Consider the following 16437-nt stretch of genomic DNA (forward strand, 5'->3'; position numbering starts at 1 on the left):
GCTTATTCTGCGCTTCCTACCCAAGCCCTCGAATAGCAGCTCAAAGTAATCAATGCGCTGAATTCTACATACTGGGTGGTTTAAGCACTTAGTTAAGAGCCACACGAAACAAGTGACACTTCACGCTAGTTTCTTAGTTTTTACTGCGCTAAACTAGCGATAACTAAGTAGAATGAGCGTTTATTTTGTCAGCAAACTTACCACTTCGTCAGCCCTTTTCTGTGCTGGTGGTTATTTATAAAAACAATAAAGACTGTTTATTGATTCAACGCACTGACGACGCTAATTTTTGGCAATCAGTCACAGGTGGCATCGATGAAGGCGAAAGCCCTACAACAACCGCCTACCGCGAATTACTTGAAGAAACCGGCATTGATGCACGGTCATTAGGTTTAACCATTCGCAATCACCAAAAGACCAACCAATATACTATCCGCGAAAACTGGCGTCCTCGTTATCATGCCAACGCGCTTATTAATACCGAGCATGTGTTTAGTGTTTGCGTCCCAGATGATATCGTCATCATACTCGATCCTAAAGAACACACTGACTACGAATGGCTACCGCAACAACAAGCCGCAAACAAAGCATGGTCACCGAGCAACCGCGACGAGATATTGGCTCTATAAGCTCCTATCTCTTAGCTATTTTAGCGGTAATCGTTCATATTTATCACAGCCACTATTGAGCCTAAAGCGTGTATTGCCTACAATAGCGCACAATCTATTCTTTGCAGATCACAATTATGACTGACACAAATAAACCTGAACTACCTGATCAACTTTCGATCAACCCTCGTAGCCCACATTATGTGGAAGCCGTTTTTGATCACGACATTGGTATTCGCCACAATGGCAAAGAACGTTCAGACGTTGAAGAATACTGCATCAGCGAAGGCTGGATCAAAGTGGCAGCACCAAAAGCGTTAGATCGCCGCGGCCAACCACTTTTAATTAAAGTAAAAGGCACTGTTGAAGCGTTTTATCGTTAATACCTAACGGTAAACAAAAGCTCAACGTTGCAGCTTACGATGAATATTAACGTATCCGTCGTAAGCACAACACCATATTAGCGATCTATTCGTACTAACTCGTCACGTTGTGCTAAATGCTGCGGCAATACTAAACCCCACACCAAACCGATCGCGAACAACCCTTTTAACACCCACCAGCCAATATCCAATTGCCCTTTTTCTAAAGCAAAATTTGCAGAGCCAGGAAATGCATGATGATTGTTATGATAACTTTCGCCCATAGTTAATAATGCAGCAAAAGGCACGTTATAGCCTTGAACATATGCTTGCTCAACATGCCAATCCCTTTGCCCATGATTATGTGCAAAATAACCAATTAACCAATGCCCAACCACAGATACACTCACTCTAAGGCATACACCCCACACCACCCAAGAGACACCGCCCAGCCAAAATAATAGCAGCGCTAAAGGGAGTTGTTGCAGCATCCATGTTCTTTGCATCCATAAATACATGCGACTATTGGCCACACTCGATTCAATATTAAAGCTTGGTGGATCGGCAAGTTTTATATCGCAAAAGAGCAAAAAAGACTACAGATTAACCTTCACACTCTGTCATTGGTCGTTCATAGGCCTTTTTACTCTTTGTTTTACATGCTTTTTAATACTTTTAGTTACAAAAATGCAAAGTTTTGTCCTGCTAGGGCATATTGTTGATCTATAATACCGATCTAAGAAAAAGCTTTCGTATAACAACAACACTGAAGAGATATAAATGAGTGATTTAACCGCAATAGCCAATTTATCAATACTGTTAGTTGAGCCTTCCGATGTGCAACAAAAGTTGATAATAAAATCACTGACTCAGAGCGGTGTAACTCAAGTTGAAACAGCTAACACACAAGCCCAAGCTTTAGCGTTGCTTGATAGCTATCAGCCTGATTTAGTGATCAGTAGCATGTATTTTTCTGACGGCACCGCTGATTCACTTTTACAGAAAATACGCTCAACACCACAAACTGAGCATCAAGCGTTTATGTTGGTATCAAGCGAGCGCAACAAAAAATATTTAGAGCAACTAAGGCAATCTGGGGTATTAGCTATTCTACCCAAGCCATTTAGCGCCGAAGCAATTACCCGTGCGCTTAAAGCAACATTAGATATTATTAGTGAAGAAGAAGTTGAATTAGAGCATTTTGATGTCACTTTGCTGCGCGTGCTTGTTGTTGATGATAGCCGTTTTGCGCGTAAGCATATTATAAGGGTGCTTGCAGGTATGGGGATCCCTGCACCTGTTGAAGCAGAAGATGGAAAAAAAGCTGTAGAACTGCTTAATGAACAGTCGTTCGATTTAATTGTAACCGACTACAACATGCCTGAAATGGATGGCAAAGAACTGACCGAAACAGTAAGAAGCTCAGCAACCTATTCGCATATTCCGGTTCTAATGGTAAGTTCGGAAGCCAACGAAACTCATTTAGCAAACATTGCCCAAGCGGGTGTTGATGCCATTTGTGACAAGCCATTTGAACCCGCAACAGTAAGAGAGCTGCTGTTTAAAATTATGTCTTAATATACCCATAGCATTAAATTAATGACCTGTTATTACAGCTTAATAACAGGGAAATAACTCATACGGTTAGTGAGTCATTTCACCTATAAAACTCTCCATTTGGGTCTTTAAAGCTTTTCGTAACCATGTGAAGATTTATGATCAATAACCACCGCATTATGAGCATGTAAACTTTCTTGATGCTCAACCTTAAACCAGTAGTCGATGACTTGCCCATTATTTTCTAGCGCTAGTTTTAAACGTCTTGCTGCGTCTTCACAGAACATGAGGTTTTCAGCATTTAATTTTGCAAACGCTTGCTCGTCTTCGCGTTTTACTGCGGTTTGCACAGGTGTGCCTATCACTTCTTCTAAGTTTTTAATCAACGTTTCAAGGTTCGGCAACGCATTATTTTGCAGGCGTAATTTTAAATAGGCATATGAACGCTGACTATGTGGTGTTGCAACTGAACCTTGCTGCGAGGTAACCCAATCTAAAAGCTGCTCTTTAGATATAAGATCCTGACTAAACTGTGAAGTAATGGCATCACTCATTGCCTGCCTTGATAAAGCCGCAGAACAAGGACATGTACTTGAATAAGGAATGGTCAGTGACAACTCCATATTCATTTGTTCATTAATGTATTCACAACGAATACTCACAGGATAAGTTTGATAACCAAATTGATCACTGAGCAACGCAGGTTTGCGAATCGTTAATTCAAACGCTAATTGCAGTCGTGCAGCAAGGCTTAATCCTTGTTGAGACTCGACTAACTCTTTTAAAAGAGCAGCCAACACACCTACACTTAATTGCTCTCGCGCCAAAATATCTTTTACCCTTAGATACAACCGCGACATATGTATGCCTTTCGCGTCAGCTTTATCTAAACTTACAAATACATCCGCTTTTGCTGCAATTGATGAGCTGGGTTGTTCAATAATATTTAAAGGAATGGCAATGCCTTCCATACCAACCCATTTTAATGGTAAGGCTGCCCCGGCGCGCTGCCCAGATGCAATATCAGGTAATTGTAATTTCATATTTTAACTACTATTCACTTTTAACGATTAAATAACAAAGGCATTGCAATGCCAGTCGTGTCTATTAGCTGCTGGCCATCAAATACTTGTTTACCATTAACCCACGTGGCCATAATTTTTGCCGGGAATCGATGACCGTCAAAGGGGGTCCATTCACAATGGTAGCGGGTGCTTGTATGATTGACTAAGGTTTGCTGATTTGTATCAACTAAAACCAGATCGGCAAAATAGCCTTCACGAATAAAACCACGATCTATTATGTGGTAACGCAATGCAGGATTATGGGCTGTTTTTTCAACGACCTGCTCTAGTGTTAAGCGCTGTTGCTCTACGTGTTCAAGCAAAGTTAATAATGCATGTTCAACCAAAGGCAGGCCTGCTGGTGCTTGACTATAAGGAACCTGTTTTTCACTCCAAGTATGTGGAGCATGATCGGTTGCAATAATATCAATTTGACCATTTATAACTGCATTGAGTAGCGCATCGCGGTCGCTTTTTGCTTTGATTGCTGGATTACATTTAATCAAATTACCTTGCTTTGCATAATCCTCTGCACTGAACCACAAATGATGAACACAGGCCTCAGCAGTTATATGTTTATTACGAATATCACCTGCCGAAAACAAGCTAAGCTCTTTTTCTGTGGTGATATGCAATACATGTAATTGCGACTGATACTTTTTAGCCAATGCAACAGCATAAGATGATGAGGCATAGCAAGCCTGCGTATCTCGGATAATAGGGTGATCGTGTATGTCTAAGGTTTTCCCCTGCAACTTACCAAGGTTTTTTTCAATAACACGACCATCTTCACAGTGGGTCACAATTAAAATTGGGCTCTCTTTAAAAATTGCATCTAACGCATCAGGGTGCTCAACAAGTAAATCCCCTGTGGATGCCCCCATAAAAACTTTTACGCCACAATGGCGAGTTGGATCAAGCCTTTTAATTTGCTCTAAATTATTTTCAGTAGCACCTAAATAAAAGCTATAGTTTGCCAATGAGCTGTCGCGACCTAGCGCAAACTTATGCTCCAGTGCCTCAATCGTGGTCGTTGACGGGCTTACATTTGGCATTTCCATAAAACTAGTGATGCCACCTGCAACGGCTGCGCGCGATTCACTGCCAATATTGCCTTTATGAGTTAAACCAGGTTCGCGAAAGTGCACCTGATCATCAATCATTCCAGGTAATAAATAACACCCATTTGCTGCAACTACATGGTCATTCGCTTGTGCGGGTATATCCGCCGCTATTTTATCGATACGCCCACCAACAATGCGCACATCAAGAACCTGCGACTTACCCTCATTGACTACACAGGCATGTTTAATTAATGTGGCTTTCAATTTACTTGCTCTGACATGCTAGCTGAACACGGACAGTCTTCATTATTTTTGGCTATACACTGACGAAAATTAAACCAATGGGCAACAGCAACAAAAGCCGCACCTAATAGCGTAAACCCTTTCTCGCCTAACTCACCGAATAACGCCTCACCAGCGGTCACTGCGAGTACCATTAAAATCACACCAACAAGCCCTGACACCATATAGCGAAAACGTTTATGCTTTTTACAACCTAAACTTAATGCAAGTATGCTTGTAGGTATTACAGCTGCCAATATCCATAAATGGAACTGTTCATTATCAAGTTGTAAGGCAGCAAAGCTAGGTAAAAGTGTTAGTAAAATAGGTGTTGCAAAACAATGAACTGTGCATACCATTGAAAGACCTATAGCAAGCTTATCCATTACACTTTGTGTCGATTTCATTCTATTTCCTCTAATTGGACTGCGGCAATTTTGGCTTGCATTGGCAACATAATCCCGAAATCTCTAACTGCGAACCCGCCGGCGAAAAACCTGTAAGCTCCAAATGTTCAAACAAAGCCTTCACCTTGTCATTATCATCATTCATCTCGGTCACTTTGTTACATGAAGCACAAATTAAAAACATAGATAACTGATGCTGGCATCCATCATTGGCATGACTGCATGCCATAAATTTATTCTCTGATTTTAATCTATGTACCAAGTTGACCGACTCTAAAACATCTAAAATCCGATAAACTGACATAGCCAAAATCGGCACATCCATCACCTTATTGAATTGGTCAGTAAGTTCATAAGCCGACAAAGGCTTATTTGCATGGAGTAAAATTTCGAGTACCTGCTGACGTTTTTCAGTCAGTTTTTTTCCTGATGTTTCGCACTTAATATTTGCAAAACGAATCGCTTTTTTAACTTGCCGTTGATTCACTTTGACCACACTAACTCAGGCTTACTCAACTCAAACTTTGCCATTCCTTGCCCCTTATCATGATTCCATTTCGTGTAAACCTGTTCCATTTGCGCCAAACATTAATTAATTTTTCTATTGATACAATATAACATTTCAAGCACAATTGATATAGTATAACATTCACTAAGGTAGTCAAATGAAACGAAGATCTCAATTAGCTGTGTTGATAGCGGCTTTATTACCCGCAAGTGTGCTTGCAAAATCCATTGAAGGCGTTGTGTTAAACAAGCAAGGTAACGTTGTTGCCAACGCAACAGTAGAAGTTGAAGGCTCAGACATAAAAGTTACAACGGATGCAAACGGCAAATTTGTAATAACGGGCTTAAAAGACGGTTTAAAAGAACTTCACGTTGTTGCCCCAGGTTATGCTCACCTTCATCGCGATATCATGCTTAATACCAGTGATAGCCAATCGGTTGCTTTTAATTTAGAGCGCTCACCAATTGAAGTTATTGACATTGAAGCAACCCCAATTCATATGTCAGCAATGGAATCTGCCTCTCCGGTGAGTGTTTTATCCGGTGAAAAATTAAGACGCGAACAAGCCGCAACACTCGGTGACAGCTTGGAAAGACTGCCAGGTGTTAATACTAATTTTCACGCCAAAGTCGCCAGCACCCCAATTATTCGTGGCTTAAGTGGACCTCGAGTTCTGATCACTCAAAATGGCCTTGATGTGAGTGATGTGTCAAGAGTGGGTCCAGATCATTCAGTTGCTTCAGAGGCGTCAACTGCACAACAAATAGAGGTATTACGCGGCCCTGCAACGTTATTTTACGGCAGCGGTGCAATTGGCGGGGTAGTCAATGTGGTAGATAATCGCGTACCAACCGACAGTTCAACTCGTGGTGAATGGAATGTAGAGCACAACTCGGTTGATGACCAAACCGTTGCTTCTTTTAATGCGACCACAGGCACTGATTCGTTTGCTTTTTATGCTGATGCATTTTGGCGAGAAGCGAATGACTATGAAATACCCGTCGCTGCTGAATTAGCACATGACGATCATGACCATGCAGAACACCATAGTGATTATGTTGTAAAAAACAGCAACGAAGAGTCTGACGGCTTTACTGTTGGCGCCAGCTATTTATTCGATCAAGGCTTTATTGGTTTAGCCATCGAGCAATTTAATCGTCAATACGGCATTCCGGGTCACTCTCACGGTGGTGAAGACGAGCACAGTGATGAAGAAGAAAGCGTATTTGCCGATTTAGAACAAACTAAAGTGCAACTATTAGGTGAATACAACCTAGATAGTAAATGGCTTAATAAAATCAACCTACGTGCAGGTTTTACAGATTACGAGCACGCAGAAATTGAACACGGCTCAGTTGGCACCACATTTAAAAATGAAACCAACGAATTACGCGTAGACATTTTGCATAGTCAATTTAATGAGTGGAATGGCGGCATTAGCTTTCATTACAAACAAAGTGATGTTGAAGCACAAGGCTCAGAAGCGTTTACCCCTCCTTCACAAACACAAAGCTATGCCATTGCACTAATGGAAGAAAGACACTTTGGTGATTTTTTAGTGCAATTAGGTGGCCGCGCCGAACGCGTAACTATCGATGCAGATAACGTATTACTACCTAGTATTGATGCCCACGCGCACAATGACGTAGGTGGACATGACGACCATGATCACGGCCATGATGAACACAGCAACGCAACTCGCGTATTTGACGCAAAACATGAATTTACCCCTGTTAGCTTATCTGCTGGCGTAGTCTGGGACTTTGCTCCTAGCTATAATTTAGGCTTGTCATTGTCGCGTTCAGAGCGTGCACCATCAGCATCAGAGTTATTGTCGTTCGGCCCTCACATTGGTACTGCAACCTATGAAGTCGGCGCATTGTTTGATATTCATGAAGACGGCCATTTAGGCTTATCTGATCACACCATTGATTTAGAAACCGCCAATAATATTGACTTAACCTTTCGTAAAACCCAAGGCGATATAGGCTTCATTTTTAATGCCTTCTATAACCAAGTAGACAACTATTATTATCAAGTTGAAACTGGCTTATACGCTGAAAGTGGCCACGACCACGGGGATGACCATGATCACGGTGACGAGCATGATCATTCATCTGAATTACCTGTTTATTTATTCAAGACGGACGATGTAACTTTACACGGTTTTGAAGCGCAAGTTGCATGGCAGTTAACCGGCGAGTTCAAGCTTGAGCTATTTTCAGATTACGTGCGCGCTCGCCTTGACTCAGGTGGCAACCTACCGCGTACGCCGCCACTGCGTTTCGGTACAGAGTTTAGCTACCAAACCGAAAAACTCAGTGCCCACATTCATGCCACTCGCTACCAAGAGCAAGACCGTACCGCTCCTGAAGAAACTGCTACCGATGGTTACACCTTGGTCAATGCCAGTATTTCTTATGATTTATCGGTACTCAATCAAGACCTTTCTTTGTACCTACGAGGCACAAATTTAACGAACACAGAAGCCCGTGTGCATAGCTCATTCTTAAAGAATATTGCGCCACGCCCAGGCCGTAGCTTTGCATTAGGCATTCGTGGCTATTTCTAAGCCATAAAAATTATAAATTAAAGGAAACTAACATGACCAAACTATTCAAACTAAAACTTATTGCACTTGCAATTAGCAGTACATTAATTACAGCCTGCGGCGATGCAGAAACCAACATTGTTGAAAAAGATCCAATTGCAGTGCCTGATGACGGCCATGATCACGGTGATGGTGGCGACCACGGCGATGGCTATACAATCGACTCATTAGGAAGACTCGCTGTACTTGCCGCTGATAGCAACGCAGCCAGCTTTTTTGACTTAGACGACAATAAACTGCTTGAAACATTCACCCTAACACATGATTCAAATACGCTGTCAGTGTCTCCTGATTTTCGTTATGCACTTATTGCAAGTCGCAGCCAAGATTACCTTGGCTTTATTGATGGTGGCTTATGGCGTGAAGATCACGGTGCACACCTACATGACTACGAACAAAGCCCTGTACTTAGCAGTTATGAACTAACCAGCGGCAGCCGCCCTACCCACCTCGTTAATCACGATGGTAAATTAGCTATATTTTATGATGGTGATACAGACTCAGGCACAACCGCCTCAGTAGCGGTTCTAACCGACAACGATATTACAAACGCAACAGCGGCATTACCAAGCATTAGCTACAATATAAATATGCACGGTGTAGCGCAGCCACGCGGCGAGCACGTATTATCAACAATTCGTCGCGATGATGCACAGAGTACATCAAACGCTAAGATTCTGCCTGATCAAGTCGGTGTTTACCACCTTCACGATGGCGAATACGAACTAGAGCAAACACTTGAACTTACTTGCCCAGATTTACACGGTGCAGCACAAAACCACGACACCATCGTATTTGGTTGTAGTGACGGCGTGCTATTAGCGCATCAACATAATGACGAGTACGAAGCTGTAAAAGTGGCCAACATTGATGCTGTAGGCGATCTACGAATTGGTCGATTATACGGCCACGAAAAAAGCGATACCTTTATTGGTATAGCTTCGGGTCATGGCGGCGGCGCTGCTGTACTGTTAAGTATCAACCCAAGCGACGCTGAAATGGAAGCGTTAGAATGGCAACTAGCCGATGGCGCAAGTGCGGTATCTTACTCTTTCTCAGCCAATGGCGAGCACTTTTTAGTACTAGACAGCCTAGGCTTTTTAAATGTACTTGAGGCACATGCGCACGACGGTCACACGCACTGGGAACTAGCAGGTCAAGTTGATATCACTGAACAAGACGTAACAACCATGCCTGAGGGTATGAAGTTTAGTATGACAGTAGCACAAAACGGTCATTTCGCTTATGTAGCCGACCCTATTGCTCAGCACGTTGTGCAAGTACACCTTGAAGATTTAGAAATTGAAGGTGAACTAGAACTTACATTCCCACCAGCGGCTATTACTTGGTTAGGTATAGCACAAGAAGAAGAGCACGCTCACGAACACTAGGTTTATGAGCGTACATAACATCGTGAATGCTGATAGAACGCCTATAGTATGAGACGCTAATACCGAACAATACTGTAAATTGTTCGGTATTTTTACTTATTTAATAAAGCGCTTTATGACTCCAAGAATTAAGCGTACCAATAGATTTGCGATTTAAAGGTTAATTTGGGATAGTTAACACAAATTAATGGACTTAACTTTTTATGAAAGCTTATTCATACCTATTGTTTTTCTTTTCTTCATTAGGCGCATTTAATGGCGTTATATTAGCACTATGGCTATTTGTTCGTAAAAATAAACAACCTTCAGACACATGGTTAGCTGTCCTACTGTTACTAATCAGTGTTCGTATTGCTAAGTCAGTCGCTTTTTATTTTATACCCACACTCGATAAAAGTATTTTACAAATAGGGCTGACCGCATGCTGCCTACTTGGTCCCTGCTTAGTTGTCTACACCTATACGAAATCAAAATCAGTCACTGTAAATAACTTCCCTAGTCGGCTATTTATTTGTCTGGTCGGAATTGTTTTTACTATCGGGATGATTTACCCCTACAATGAAAATCTTGAATTATGGCAATATTGGCTGTATCGAGGTTCAAGCTATGTATGGTTTGTCTGCCTTATAATCGCAAGCTACCTCTACTATTCTCGTTTTAAAGAGGTAGCAGGTAATTGGAAGCAGCTTCTTTCTGAGCAAACATTTATAACTATCGTAGGGTGTAGTTTAATTTGGCTGGCGTATTTTACTGCCTCATATACTTCTTATATTATGGGGGCGATCAGCTTTTCGGTCGTCTTATATTTATCGTCAATAATACTGTTAAAACCACCTTCGCCTTCATCGAATAAAATAGATAAATATGCCAATAATAAATTGTCTAAAGAACAGGCAGAACACTACTCTATTTTGCTAAATCAGTTGATGGCTAAAGATCAGCTATATATCGATCCACAGTTAACTTTGCCTCGCTTGGCTAAGCGGTTATCAACATCGCATACTGTTTTATCGCAACTGCTCAATAAGCACTATCAAATGAACTTTAAACAATACGTCAATAGTTTGCGCGTGGCATGTGCAAAAGGGCTATTGCTTGAACACCCAAACACCAGTATTGATGATATTGCAGAGCAAAGCGGTTTTAGCGCACCATCCACATTTTATAATGCGTTTAAACAACAAACTGGGTTGACTCCAAATAAGTTTAGAACTCTCAATTTATAATTTGAGACTCCTAAAATATAAACTAATTCATTGTTTTAATTATATTTAGCTTAAATTTAAAGCCACATTAAATTAAGAGCTTATAACTGTGAAAACAATCATTAAATTTTTTATATTACTACTGGCAATCACTCAGTTTTCAACCTTAGCCAATAACTCAGAGCAACAGCAAGCTGTGCATGTAGTCATTCAAAAATACATAGACGGCACCAGCAACGCAGATCCAAACTTAATAACCTCAGCATTTCACCCTAAAGCAAGCCTAATTCTGAGCCACCCTAATAAACCATTTTGGCAAGTTACGGCAAAGGAATTTGCAAGCTGGTTTAAAACAAAAAAAGTAACGCGAACAGGTGCCATTCTTTCAATAACAGTTGATAACGATATAGCCACGGCTCGTGCAAAAATAACGACCGCCTCACCCGTAAAACAATACATCGATCAGTTCTTACTAAAACGCTTTTCTGACGGCTGGAAAATTGTTAGTAAAACAGCCAGCCAACTGGATATTACGCAATCAGAACAGTTTTTAGCTGCGATGGATAAACGTGTGTTATTTATAGTATCGAGTGCCGACTTTCATGGGGACTCAGCCCTAGCTACAGGCACTAGCTTTTCTGAATTAGTAGAAGCTTATGACGTGTTCATAAATGCAGGGTATCAGGTTGATGTTGTAAGTAGCAAAGGGGGTACCTTACCACTTGCCTATATTAATACTTCAGATAAAACACATCGCCAATACATTTATAATCAAGACTTTATGTACAAGTTAGCGTACACATTAGCACCTGAACAAGTCGACCCTGAAAAGTATTTAGCTGTTCACTATGTTGGTGGCGGTAATGCGATGTATCAGGTCGCGGAAAACAAAAACATTCAAGCAATTTCTATGCATGTTTACGAACAAAATAAAGGGATAATTTCGGCTGTTTGCCATGGCACCGCAGGTATCGTTAATCTCAAACTGGCTAGTGGCGAGTACTTAGTCGCAGGGCGTAAAATTACAGGCTACCCAACAGCCTTTGAAAAAACAGACGCCGCTTATTATCAACAATTTCCCTTTGCGATAGACAACCTCATTAAACAACGCGGTGGAATATTCAATTATGGGCAACGAAACCAATCATTTATTGAAGTTGACGGACGGATTATTACCGGTACAAATTATCAATCTTCACGAGAGGTAGCCCAAGCGATGATTAAACAACTAAATACCATGTAATTTAACTTTAAACATGTTTTTAACTTCCCAATAAAAAAGCCGACGTATGTCGGCTTTTTTGTGTCTATTAATTGCGCCCTCTCCAGCCACTCCATACATCATCTATATCATCGGTTTTATTTTTTTTCTTTTTCTTACCTGTGCCTTCAGGTTTTGCCATTGGCTTATCATTTTTAAGCGCCTGTGCTGCATCAAGGTTGGCTTGGTTTACAGCAAAGCCTGTAACCTCTTCGCGCTCTAAACGTAGTTTGTTTTTCTTCTCGATGATTCTAAAGTGATGAAAGTCTTCGTAATCAATTAGTGATAACGCTAAACCTACTTCACCAGCACGGCCACTTCGGCCAATACGGTGCATGTAATCAGCAGGGCTGCGCGGTAAGTTAAAGTTTATTACCACTGGCAGCTTTTCAATATCTAAACCACGGGCGGCAATATCGGTTGCAATAAGCACTTCGATTTCGCCCGCTTTAAATTTTTCTATTACGCGAGTTCGCTCACTTTGGCCTTTATCACCGTGGAATACTTGCGCATTAACACCGCGTTTTTCAAGTTTGCTGGCTAAGTGCTCACAGTCTTTTTTGGCGTTCACAAAAATCAGTGCTTGGCGCCATTTATGAGTTTTAATTAAATGCGCTAAAACCGTGGTTTTCTCGCCTTTGTTAACACTAAACACGCGCTGTACAAGTGTGCTCTCTTCTTTGTTTTGTACTTGTATTTCAACTGGATTATTTAGCAGCTCTTGCGTTAATTGTGTTACTTGCTCAGGAAAGGTCGCTGAGAACAACATAGTTTGCTTTTTAACTGGCATTAATGCCAATAGCTCAGCAAGTTCTTCGGTAAAGCCAAGGCTTAGCATACGGTCGGCTTCATCAAGCACAAGGGTATTTAATTTATCGAGCTTAATCGCATTGCTTGAGATTAAATCGAGCAAGCGACCTGGTGTTGCCACAATAATATCAGCGCCACCACGAAGTGCCTGCATTTGCGTATTAACCGACACACCACCAAACACCGCCACCGTTTTAATCGCGCCATTAAAATTTGCAGAATACGACTTAACACTATCGGCCACTTGCGTAGCAAGCTCACGAGTCGGCACTAAAATAAGCCCTGTTACAAAGTTACCCTTACTTGCAGTACTTTTAGCGCCCTGCTCTAGGAAAGCTTTTTGCAACATAGGTAATGCAAACGTTGCTGTTTTACCTGAGCCGGTATTCGCCCCAGCAATTAAGTCACTTCCCGCCAAGATACTTGGAATTGCTTTTGCCTGAATCGACGTAGGTTGCGTGTATTCAAGATCAGACAATCGAGCAATTAGCTCTGGAATAAGGCCAAGTTCGTTGAAATTACTAGGGTTTGCGGCTGAGGTCATAAAAAGTGCGGCTCATTACTAAAAATAGCCTGCAATTTTAGCGTATTTATTGCCCGTTAAGTAGGGATAAGTGATTTTAATGTGTTTTAGGTAATGGCACGTGTGGTGGTGTGCGCTACGAATACCGCGAAAATTAATCTATTCATGCGCAGGCTTAACTAAGCCTGCGTTTTTATCAATGGGGTATCTTGGCTTTTTAAGAACTCAACGGCCTTAGCTTGATATTCTTTAATAAAAGATTCTGAGGTTAATTTTTCTACCGTTGATAAAGCAGACTGCGCATATCCAACAACTTTACTAAAAGAGCGAGGGTGCTCTTTTCGCATTTGTTGTGCTTCCTTAACACCAAGTTCAAAAAATGCTGTTATATCGATTTTATCACTTGAAGAAAAACCTCTGTTCTGGAAGTTGATCCCTTCAAGAGAGCCCTTTACATCCATAACATCCCCCCAAAATGCTCCTCTGAGGCTTTCTGTGTTACCGCTTGCTCTTTGTGTATCCGACTCAAGTTTTCTCACCGCATCGACTATCCCTTTGAATTCATTGATCGACATATTACTAAAGTCAAAGCCTTCAGGATTAAGCAGCGCACTATAGGGTGAGCTTTTTTGTGCTTCGCCAGTAAATGCAGCAATCGCTTCTGCTTCTGGTTCTACCTCTTTTTTAGCATCTGCCACTTGCTGCTGAGGAGCTATCGGCGCTTTGGGTTGATTTGTAGTAGTCAGACTTACCGCTTGATGAATATTAAAATTAATAGTCATAAAAGTTCCTTTTTTAGTTGTTCTGCATTCAAGTATTTCTGTATCGGCTGACTTACTTATTAGTTTAGGACTTATTTTGGGTACTTTACCTAAATCATTTTGCTAGACAGATATCGCCATATATACATTGTAGCCATGACGAAAAAAGCCTGTATTTCTGGCACGTTTATTAGCTACTCTGTAGGGATTAGTGGTTTAAATAATGGCTTTGATGAAAATATTCGACCCACTAGTTAAAACGAAGCGACGTTGTTCATTGATTTAACTAAATAAAAACCATAGCACGACGGCTAAAGTAACTCTATCTGACTTCAGGTTAGAGAAAAACGATAGAAACAGGCAGCGCAGCACATACTTTTGAGCTAATAGGTATTTACTAATTTATCTAAAAATAAATAGATCTTTTGGTTCATAGCATCATAGTCATGAGCAAGTAATACTTCTGGCTCCTCAACAAAGCGGTATTTTGCAGTTTCACTAAGATCATCATGCTCAATTAGCAAGGCTACAACCTCTTTAGTTAGCTCCATATGACATTGAAAACCAAATACTCGCTCATTATAAGCAACGATTTGCCTTGGGCAGCCCTCGCTATATGCGATGATCTTTGCATCAGGTGTCAGCCCCGGCATATCATTGTGCCAATGACCGACTTCTAACACTTTATCGAAGTGCTCAAACAAGGGGTGCACTAAACCTGCTGGTGTTAAAGTAATTGGAAATTTACCAATCTCACGCTCAGGACTATGTTCATAATGAGCACCTAATGCTTCGCCAATCAACTGAGCCCCTAAACAAACGCCAAGTACAATTTTCCCAGCCGCAATCGCTTTTAAGATTAGGGCTTGCTCACCTTTTGCATCAAAATAAGGGCATTGTTCAATTGTTGTATTAGGACTTTGAGGGCCACCCATTACAATTAAAATATCAATATCTTTAATCGCATCTAACAGAGGGCTACCTTCATACACCTTAGAATAACTAATAGTATAACCCTGCATTCTAGCCCAAGTTTCGTATGCACCTGGCGCTTCAAAATACTCATGGATAATAAAGTGAATATGCATTTTTTTACCTTTTAAATAACAGAGGCTCACGATGATATACCAAATCAGAGCTATGCGTTTTATACTAACAGACACAAAACATCGATAAACCGTCACCATGCAAGCTAACGAGCTAATCCAAAGTTATACTCATAAACAGCTAATAACAAAAACAATTCATATGCCTGCTGGTTACGTTGATGATTTTCACTCACACCCATGGCATCAAATAGTATTCCCATTTAAAGGTTTACTACAATCAAGCATTGGTGGTAAAAGCATAATCGTGCCTCACAATGCAATGCTATACATACCCGCAAACACGTCTCATAAATCTGTAGCAGTTACGAATACTGAGTTTTTAGCCATTTATCTTAATCCTGATGTATGGGTAGAGTATGCAAGTGAAGCTAAATCCTGCCTTGTAACTCCATTCATTAAACAGCTCATATTGCTCTTGTTTGAAAATGAAATGAGCCAACAATCCGAATCCAATACTACTCATTTATTACTAGTGCTCAGAGATCAAACTGTCATGGCTAATAGTTATGACATCCCATTATTACTGCCAACCGATAAACGCCTGCTAGCAATTTTCAAACAACTTAAGCAACAACCTGATTTGTCATTCACGCTAAAAGAATGGGCTAAAAAAGTAGGGGCATCAGAACGCACTTTATCGAGAGTTTGCGCAAAAGAATTTAATCAATCTTTCTCATTGTGGCGGCAAAATATAAGACTCGTTTTATCTTTACAACTTTTGGATTCAAAGGGTTCGATTCAAGATATTGCATTAGAGTTAGGCTATACCTCTGATTCAGCTTACATTTACGCATTTAAAAAATTATTTAATCAGACCCCGAGTAAATATCGTCGCGATAGCTTAGCTCATAACTTAACGTTGAAAATTTAAAAAATCATTTAGAACTACTGGATGCATAATAGGACTTTTTATC

16 protein-coding genes are annotated in these 16437 nt (G+C 40.9%); 8 read left to right on the plus strand and 8 right to left on the minus strand.

Features of this window, described 5'->3' with window-relative positions; translation table 11 throughout:
- Positions 1 to 185: 185 nt before the first annotated feature.
- A complete protein-coding gene (nudB, locus tag ACJJVX_RS20910) occupies positions 186 to 629 on the plus strand; it encodes a dihydroneopterin triphosphate diphosphatase (RefSeq protein ID WP_054205831.1) in 444 nt (147 codons plus the stop codon).
- A 116-nt stretch (positions 630 to 745) separates the two neighbouring features.
- On the plus strand, positions 746 to 991 hold the full coding sequence (locus ACJJVX_RS20915; RefSeq protein ID WP_054205830.1) for a DUF3297 family protein: 246 nt from the start codon (positions 746 to 748) through the stop codon (positions 989 to 991).
- A gap of 77 nt (positions 992 to 1068) precedes the next feature.
- Here the strand turns inward: ACJJVX_RS20915 and ACJJVX_RS20920 are convergent, their stop codons facing one another.
- Entirely contained in the window at positions 1069 to 1503 is a 435-nt protein-coding gene (locus tag ACJJVX_RS20920; RefSeq protein WP_405633368.1) for a fatty acid desaturase, read from the minus strand.
- Positions 1504 to 1750: 247 nt separating this feature from the next.
- Here ACJJVX_RS20920 and ACJJVX_RS20925 point away from each other — a divergent pair, with 247 nt between their 5' ends.
- Entirely contained in the window at positions 1751 to 2548 is a 798-nt protein-coding gene (locus ACJJVX_RS20925; RefSeq protein ID WP_054205829.1) for a response regulator, read from the plus strand.
- A 107-nt stretch (positions 2549 to 2655) separates the two neighbouring features.
- Here ACJJVX_RS20925 and folE2 read toward each other — a convergent pair whose 3' ends face one another.
- Genes folE2 through ACJJVX_RS20945 form a run of 4 tightly spaced genes read right to left on the minus strand, consistent with a single transcriptional unit; the run spans position 2656 to position 5831 of the window.
- Positions 2656 to 3570, minus strand: coding sequence for a GTP cyclohydrolase FolE2 (gene folE2, locus ACJJVX_RS20930; protein ID WP_054205828.1), 915 nt, complete (start codon positions 3568 to 3570; stop codon positions 2656 to 2658).
- A 20-nt stretch (positions 3571 to 3590) separates the two neighbouring features.
- Positions 3591 to 4919, minus strand: a complete 1329-nt coding sequence (locus ACJJVX_RS20935; protein ID WP_054205827.1) for a dihydroorotase — start codon at positions 4917 to 4919, stop codon at positions 3591 to 3593.
- Entirely contained in the window at positions 4916 to 5344 is a 429-nt protein-coding gene (locus tag ACJJVX_RS20940) for a MerC domain-containing protein (protein WP_342883015.1), read from the minus strand. Before ACJJVX_RS20940 ends, ACJJVX_RS20935 begins: the two co-directional genes overlap by 4 nt.
- A 10-nt stretch (positions 5345 to 5354) precedes the next feature.
- The gene (locus tag ACJJVX_RS20945; protein ID WP_054205896.1) at positions 5355 to 5831 is read right to left on the minus strand and encodes a Fur family transcriptional regulator; all 477 of its coding nucleotides are present in this window, start codon (positions 5829 to 5831) and stop codon (positions 5355 to 5357) included.
- Between the two features lie 178 nt (positions 5832 to 6009).
- Here ACJJVX_RS20945 and ACJJVX_RS20950 point away from each other — a divergent pair, with 178 nt between their 5' ends.
- From ACJJVX_RS20950 to ACJJVX_RS20965, 4 genes are all read left to right on the plus strand, one after another.
- Positions 6010 to 8424, plus strand: a complete 2415-nt coding sequence (locus ACJJVX_RS20950) for a TonB-dependent receptor (protein WP_405633373.1) — start codon at positions 6010 to 6012, stop codon at positions 8422 to 8424.
- A gap of 32 nt (positions 8425 to 8456) precedes the next feature.
- Positions 8457 to 9854: a 5-methyltetrahydrofolate--homocysteine methyltransferase gene (locus ACJJVX_RS20955; protein ID WP_405633375.1), complete on the plus strand. Its 1398-nt coding sequence runs from the start codon at positions 8457 to 8459 to the stop codon at positions 9852 to 9854.
- 203 nt (positions 9855 to 10057) lie between these two features.
- Entirely contained in the window at positions 10058 to 11080 is a 1023-nt protein-coding gene (locus ACJJVX_RS20960; RefSeq protein WP_054454300.1) for a helix-turn-helix domain-containing protein, read from the plus strand.
- Between the two features lie 88 nt (positions 11081 to 11168).
- Positions 11169 to 12302 (plus strand): nuclear transport factor 2 family protein, encoded by a 1134-nt coding sequence (locus ACJJVX_RS20965; protein WP_054454298.1) that lies wholly within the window; start codon positions 11169 to 11171, stop codon positions 12300 to 12302.
- 67 nt (positions 12303 to 12369) lie between these two features.
- Here the strand turns inward: ACJJVX_RS20965 and ACJJVX_RS20970 are convergent, their stop codons facing one another.
- From ACJJVX_RS20970 to ACJJVX_RS20980, 3 genes are all read right to left on the minus strand, one after another.
- Positions 12370 to 13674: a DEAD/DEAH box helicase gene (locus ACJJVX_RS20970; protein ID WP_405633379.1), complete on the minus strand. Its 1305-nt coding sequence runs from the start codon at positions 13672 to 13674 to the stop codon at positions 12370 to 12372.
- Between the two features lie 158 nt (positions 13675 to 13832).
- Positions 13833 to 14435 (minus strand): hypothetical protein, encoded by a 603-nt coding sequence (locus tag ACJJVX_RS20975; RefSeq protein ID WP_054454293.1) that lies wholly within the window; start codon positions 14433 to 14435, stop codon positions 13833 to 13835.
- Positions 14436 to 14797: 362 nt separating this feature from the next.
- Positions 14798 to 15502 carry a type 1 glutamine amidotransferase gene (locus ACJJVX_RS20980; RefSeq protein ID WP_064435637.1) on the minus strand — a complete coding sequence of 235 codons (705 nt, stop codon included), beginning with the start codon at positions 15500 to 15502 and terminating at the stop codon, positions 14798 to 14800.
- Positions 15503 to 15599: 97 nt separating this feature from the next.
- On the opposite strand from ACJJVX_RS20980, the gene ACJJVX_RS20985 reads away from it, so the two are divergent.
- The gene (locus tag ACJJVX_RS20985) at positions 15600 to 16394 is read left to right on the plus strand and encodes an AraC family transcriptional regulator (protein ID WP_054205818.1); all 795 of its coding nucleotides are present in this window, start codon (positions 15600 to 15602) and stop codon (positions 16392 to 16394) included.
- The last annotated feature ends 43 nt before the right edge of the window (positions 16395 to 16437 follow it).

This window comes from Pseudoalteromonas sp. Ld20, assembly GCF_045064175.1.
GTDB lineage: Bacteria > Pseudomonadota > Gammaproteobacteria > Enterobacterales > Alteromonadaceae > Pseudoalteromonas > Pseudoalteromonas neustonica.